The organism is Kitasatospora sp. NPDC004240 (assembly GCF_053603215.1).
In genome coordinates this window covers 1-5,054 of the sequence record NZ_JBSGFD010000351.1, presented here as the reverse complement: position 1 = coordinate 5,054, position 5,054 = coordinate 1, and the positions used below count along the sequence as shown (strand labels likewise).

Sequence of the window (5,054 nt, the reverse complement as noted above, 5' to 3'; positions counted from 1 at the left end):
CGCGGTGGTCGGCCGCCGCAGCCGCCACGCCCCCGTCGGAGCGCGCCTCGGCCCGGTGACGCACGCCGCGATCCACCACGTCCGGTGCCCGGTCGCGGTCGTCCCGTACGCCTGACGGCGATCCACCGGTCTCGGAACGGCCCGTCAGCTCCCACGCCGGGCCCGGTGGGCGGCGACCGTCTCGCGGACCATGCCGGCGGCGCGCGGGACGGCGGCGACGACGACCGGGCTGAGGCCCTCGCCGATGCCGAAGTCCGCCCCCTCCACCGCGATGATCACCAGTTCACCGGGCAGACGGCCGAGCGCGGAGGCCAGGGCGATGCCGTGGCCGAGGCCGAGGCCGTGGGTGCCGGCCGCGACGGCCTCGTCCAGCGGGTCCTCCGGCAGGTCCGGGTACACGGAGACCCGGTGGATCCGGCCCGGCCTCCCGGGGTGGCCGTGGACCGCGTCGACCACGACGGCGAGGTCCGCCCCGTCCCACAGGTCCATCAGGCGGGTCGGTTCACCGTCGCACAGGGCGATCCGGTCGGCTTCGACGCCGGAGGAGGTCAGCTCGGCCAGGACGGCCAGGGCGGCCCCGTCGTCGTGGCGGTACTCGTTGCCGACCCCGATCAGCACGATGCGGTCGCGGGACACCTCAGCCCCGGTCCACGGTGAGGGTCAGGAAGTGGGCGGCGCAGGAGATGCACGGGTCGTAGTTGCGGATCGCCTGCTCGCACCACCGGGTCAGCTCCTCGTCCCCCAGGTGCAGCCGGGGCCGGATGAAGGTCCGCAGGTCGGCTTCGATGGCGGCCTGGTTCTGGGCCGTGGGCGGAACGATGACGGCCTGTCGGACGACGCCGTCCCCGTCGAGCTCGTACCGGTGGTAGAGCAGACCGCGCGGCGCCTCGGTCGCGCCGTGACCGACACCCGCCCGGGGTGGCACGGGAACGGCCGGGGCGGGAGGTGGCTCGTACTGCTCGATGATGCGCTGCGCCTCGGTGACGGCCCACAGCACCTCGACCGCCCGGATCACGATGCTGCGGAAGGGGTTGGCGCATCGCGGGCCGAGTCCGGCCTGCGCGGCCAGGCCGCGGATCGCGGCGGGCAGCCGCTCGCTGCCGAGGTTCCAGCGGGCGAGCGGGCCGGTGAGGTGGGGCCGACCGTCGAGGGTGGCGTGCAGTGCGGTGGAGTGCGGCACCTGGTGTTCCCGGACGCGCTGTTCGAAGGTTCTCAGCGGGAACGAACCGGCGAGGGTGCCCGTGGGGGTGCCGGAGTCGATGGCGTAGCCGTCGGGCTCGGTGAGCGCGAGCGGTTCGTGCCGGACGGTGAGCGGCGGGAAGTCGAATCCGGCCACCCAGCCGAGGGTGTCCTCGGCGTCCGTCCGCGCCCGGCGCAACACCGTCGCGAGGTGGTCGAGTTCGGCGGGCGTGGGAAGCCGGTGGAATCCGCCCAGCCTGACGTTGACCGGATGGATCGCCCGTCCGCCGAGGACCTCGACGATCTCGTTTCCTGCCTTCTTCAGCCGCAGTCCGCGCCGCAGCAGTGCGGGGTCGGTGCGGGCGAGTGCCAGTGCGTCGGGCAGCCGCAGGAAGTCCGGGGCGTGCAGCAGGTAGACGTGCAGGGTGTGGCTCTCGATCCACTCCCCGCAGTACAGCAGTCGCCGCAACATGGCGAGTTGGCCGTCCACCGTGACTCCGCACGCGTCCTCGACGGCACGGCAGGCGCTCATCTGGTACGCGACCGGGCAGATGCCGCAGATTCGGGAGGTCAGGTCGGGCGGTTCGGTGTACCGGCGGCCTCGCAGCAGGGCCTCGAAGTAGCGGGGAGGTTCGTAGATCTCCAGCCGCACGGACTCCACCTCGTCGTCACGCACGGACACGTGCAGGGCGCCCTCCCCCTCGACGCGGGCCAGTGCCCCGACGGTGAGCGTCCGGTGGGTGCGATGGGTCATCCGGTTTCCTCCTCGGCCCGGCGGGCGGCATCGGCGAAGGACGGGGCCTCGGCGTTGAACGTGCGGTAGAGGCGGGCGACGTCCGCGTCCGGCAGCCCGTCGCGGCGTAGCAGCGGAAGCATGGCGCGGGTGTTCGGCGTCTCCATCGGGCCGAAGCAGCCGTAGCAGCCGCGCCCGTAGGCCGGGCAGATGGCACCGCAGCCCGCCTGGGTGACCGGGCCGAGGCACGGGGTGCCGTGGGCGACGGTGACGCAGGTGGTGCCGCGCAGCTTGCACTCGAAGCAGACGCTGTGGGTGGGGATGTCGGGTTTGCGGTCGGCCAGGTAGGCGGTGATGACCTCCAGGAGCTGGCGCCTGTCGATCGGGCAGCCGCGCAGTTCGAGGTCGACCGGCACGTGGGCGGCGATCGGTGTGGAGTCGGCGAGGCTGTCGACGTACTCGGGGCGGGCGTAGACGACCGCCTGGTACTCGGGCAGGCCCACCAGGTTCCGCAGCGCCTGGACGCCGCCGGCGGTGGCACAGGCGCCGATGGTGACCAGGTACTTCGACTGCTCGCGCACCCTGCGGACGCGTTCCAGGTCGGCGGGGGCGGCGACGGAGCCCTCCACGAGCGAGAGATCGTACGGCGGCGGCAGTTCGCGGCGGGTGGCCTCCAGGAAGTAGCCGATCTCCACCTGACCGGCGAGGTCGATGAGCTCGTCCTCGCAGTCGAGCAGGGTGAGCTGGCAGCCGTCGCAGGAGGAGAACTTCCAGACTGCCAGGCGGGGAATGGTCATGGCGCTCGCCGCCTCATCGCCCGGGCAGGGACAGCAGGTTCTCGGCACGGTCCCAGCCGAACACCGGCCCGTCCCGGCAGACCATGACGGGGCCGAGCTGGCAGTGCCCGCACCAGGCGGTCGCGCAGCGCATGTTGCGCTCGAGCGAGACGCGGATGCGGTCGGCGGCGACGCCCCGGCGCAGGAGCTCCCCGGCGGTCGCGCGCATCATCGGCTCGGGCCCGCACAGGTAGGCGGCGCAGCGGTCGGGGCGGTAGTCCGCGTCGTCCAGCAGGCCGGTGACCAGCCCGGTGGCGCCCGGCCATCCGGGCTCGGCGCGGTCGACGGTGGCGAGGACGTCCGCGCGGGTCCGCCAGACGGGCAGATCAGGCAGGAACAGCTGCTCGCCCGGGTCGCGGTAGCCGGTGAGCACCGTGAAGGTCCCGAACTCCGGTGCCCGCGCGAGCACCTCCTCGATCAACGGCCGGAGCGGAGCGAGCCCGATACCGCCGGAGACCACCAGCACGTCGCTGCCGGCGGGCGGCGTCTGCCAGGCCGTGCCGTACGGACCGCGGACGCCCACCCACTGGCCGGGGTCGGCACGGCACAGCGCCGCACTGACCTTGCCGACCACGCGGACGGTGTGGCTCAGGACGTCACCGGCGATCCCGCTGACCGAGACCGGGATCTCGCCGACGCCGAAGGCGTACAGCATGGCGTACTGCCCGGGCCGGAAGGCCCTCAGCGGGGCGGCCGCGGGTGCCAGGTCCAGCGTGACGGTGTCGGCGGTCTCCCGGCGGCGGCCCGCCACCCGGTACGGGACCGGCGTCGTCGCGTGCATCACGGCGCTCCCTCCGTCGTGGCCGCCTCGGCGCGCAGGGCGGCGACCTCCTCGGTGAGGTCGATGCCGACCGGGCACCAGGCGATGCACCGGCCGCAACCGACGCAACCGGACGAGCCGAACTGGTCGTACCAGGTGCCCAGCTTGTGGGTGAGCCACTGCCGGTACCGGCTGCGGGCGGAGGAACGGACCGGGCCGACGCCGTGCAGGTACGAGAAGTCGAGGTCGAAGCAGGAGTCCCAGCGCCGCCAGCGTTCGGCGTGGTCACCGGTGAGGTCGGTGACCTCCTCGGTGGTGGTGCAGAAGCAGGTGGGGCAGACCATGGTGCAGTTGCCGCAGGTCAGACAGCGGTCGGCGACCTGGTCCCAGCGTTCCGCGGTCATCGTGCCGGCCATCAGCGAGCGCAGGTCGGTGGCGTCCATGGTCCGGCCCATCCGCCCGGCGGCGTCGGCGACGGCGCGTCGGGCGCGCGCCCCGTCGGTGGGACAGGTCGGCAGCTCGGCGAGCAGGCCCTCACCGTCGGCACTGCCGGCGCGGACCGTGTAGCGGAGGCTGCCGTCCGGCTCCACGGTCTCGGTGAGCGCCAGATCGAAGGCCGAGCCGTCCTGAAGGCCCGGACCGGTGCCCATGGAGACGCAGAAGCAGACCCCGCCGGGCTCGGTGCACTCGACGACGATCAGGAAGGCCGCGGCACGGCGCGGCCCGTACACCGGGTCGACGTACGCCCCGCCGGTCAGGACCCGGTCCTGGACGGCGATCGCGCGCAGGTCGCAGGGGCGCACGCCGAGGAAGGCGTAGCGGGGTGGCGGGTCGTCGTCCTCGCGGACGGTGACGGTGCCGTCCTCGGCCCGGTCGGCCTGCCAGAGCCGGGCCCGGGGCGGGTGCAGGAACGTCTTCCAGGACTGCGGTCCGGCCGAATGGGCGAAGGCCGCCCGGTCCTCGCGCCGGTACAGTCGGTAGGTCCCCGCCTCGGCCTCCACGCCCCAGCCGTGCGGCAGGTCGTCCGCGGAGGCCAGCTCGGCCAGGACGATCGCCCCCTCCCGGACGGTGGGCCCCACCACCGTGAGCCCGCGCTGCCGCAGGGCGTCGACGAGCGCGGCGAGACCGTCCTCGTCCAGTGCCACGAACGGTGGGCCGGTGTTCATCGGGCTGTCCTTCCAAGGCTTCCCGGAGCCACCCGGAGTGGGCGGCCCGTGCCCTTCCACTGTCAGCCGCTTCCGGTGATTCCGCATGGGTCCATCGGCCCCGCCCCGGGGCCATCGGGGCCCGCCGGCCCGCGGAACGGGCCCGGCCGGCCTCCCGGGGCCCGCACGACGGCGACCGGATGGATGAGGCCCGACACCCGGGGCCGCCCCCCCGGAGCCGGGCGCCGCGGGTCCATCCACTGCCCGGGCCCACGCCGGGCCGTAGCGTGCGAGCGGACCGGCCGAGCGGGGGCGGGGGGGGGGGGGCCGCGACAACCCCCGGGCCCAACGCCCCCCCCCACGCACCCGCGCGAGGGGGGAGCCCGGGGGGTGGGGGAAGG

General features: G+C 74.3%; 6 protein-coding genes. 1 reads left to right on the top strand and 5 read right to left on the bottom strand.

Features of this window, described 5'->3' with window-relative positions; all coding sequences use genetic code 11:
* The first annotated feature begins 4 nt into the window (after positions 1–4).
* On the top strand, positions 5–115 hold the full coding sequence (locus tag ACWEQL_RS40940; RefSeq protein ID WP_452156474.1) for a universal stress protein: 111 nt from the start codon (positions 5–7) through the stop codon (positions 113–115).
* A 29-nt stretch (positions 116–144) separates the two neighbouring features.
* Here ACWEQL_RS40940 and ACWEQL_RS40935 read toward each other — a convergent pair whose 3' ends face one another.
* The 5 genes from ACWEQL_RS40935 to ACWEQL_RS40915 are packed head-to-tail and all read right to left on the bottom strand — an operon-like array spanning position 145 to position 4,674.
* On the bottom strand, positions 145–636 hold the full coding sequence (locus ACWEQL_RS40935) for a hydrogenase maturation protease (RefSeq protein ID WP_452156472.1): 492 nt from the start codon (positions 634–636) through the stop codon (positions 145–147).
* A 1-nt stretch (position 637) separates the two neighbouring features.
* Positions 638–1,933, bottom strand: a complete 1,296-nt coding sequence (locus tag ACWEQL_RS40930; protein WP_452156470.1) for a Ni/Fe hydrogenase subunit alpha — start codon at positions 1,931–1,933, stop codon at positions 638–640.
* Positions 1,930–2,709: an NADH-quinone oxidoreductase subunit B family protein gene (locus tag ACWEQL_RS40925; protein WP_452156468.1), complete on the bottom strand. Its 780-nt coding sequence runs from the start codon at positions 2,707–2,709 to the stop codon at positions 1,930–1,932. The genes ACWEQL_RS40930 and ACWEQL_RS40925 overlap by 4 nt, the downstream gene beginning before the upstream one ends.
* Before the next feature lie 13 nt (positions 2,710–2,722).
* The gene (locus ACWEQL_RS40920) at positions 2,723–3,529 is read right to left on the bottom strand and encodes an FAD/NAD(P)-binding protein (protein ID WP_452156466.1); all 807 of its coding nucleotides are present in this window, start codon (positions 3,527–3,529) and stop codon (positions 2,723–2,725) included.
* Complete coding sequence (locus ACWEQL_RS40915) at positions 3,529–4,674, bottom strand: 4Fe-4S dicluster domain-containing protein (RefSeq protein WP_452156464.1); 1,146 nt, start codon at positions 4,672–4,674, stop codon at positions 3,529–3,531. The genes ACWEQL_RS40920 and ACWEQL_RS40915 overlap by 1 nt, the downstream gene beginning before the upstream one ends.
* Positions 4,675–5,054: the final 380 nt, after the last annotated feature.

What these genes read in the sequence shown, in the direction of transcription:
- ACWEQL_RS40925 (WP_452156468.1), bottom strand. Translation starts at nt 2,709, where the DNA reads ATGACCATTCCCCGCCTGGCAGTCTGGAAGTTCTCCTCCTGCGACGGC.
- ACWEQL_RS40920 (WP_452156466.1), bottom strand. Translation starts at nt 3,529, where the DNA reads ATGCACGCGACGACGCCGGTCCCGTACCGGGTGGCGGGCCGCCGCCGG.
- ACWEQL_RS40915 (WP_452156464.1), bottom strand. Translation starts at nt 4,674, where the DNA reads ATGAACACCGGCCCACCGTTCGTGGCACTGGACGAGGACGGTCTCGCC.
- ACWEQL_RS40930 (WP_452156470.1), bottom strand. Translation starts at nt 1,933, where the DNA reads ATGACCCATCGCACCCACCGGACGCTCACCGTCGGGGCACTGGCCCGC.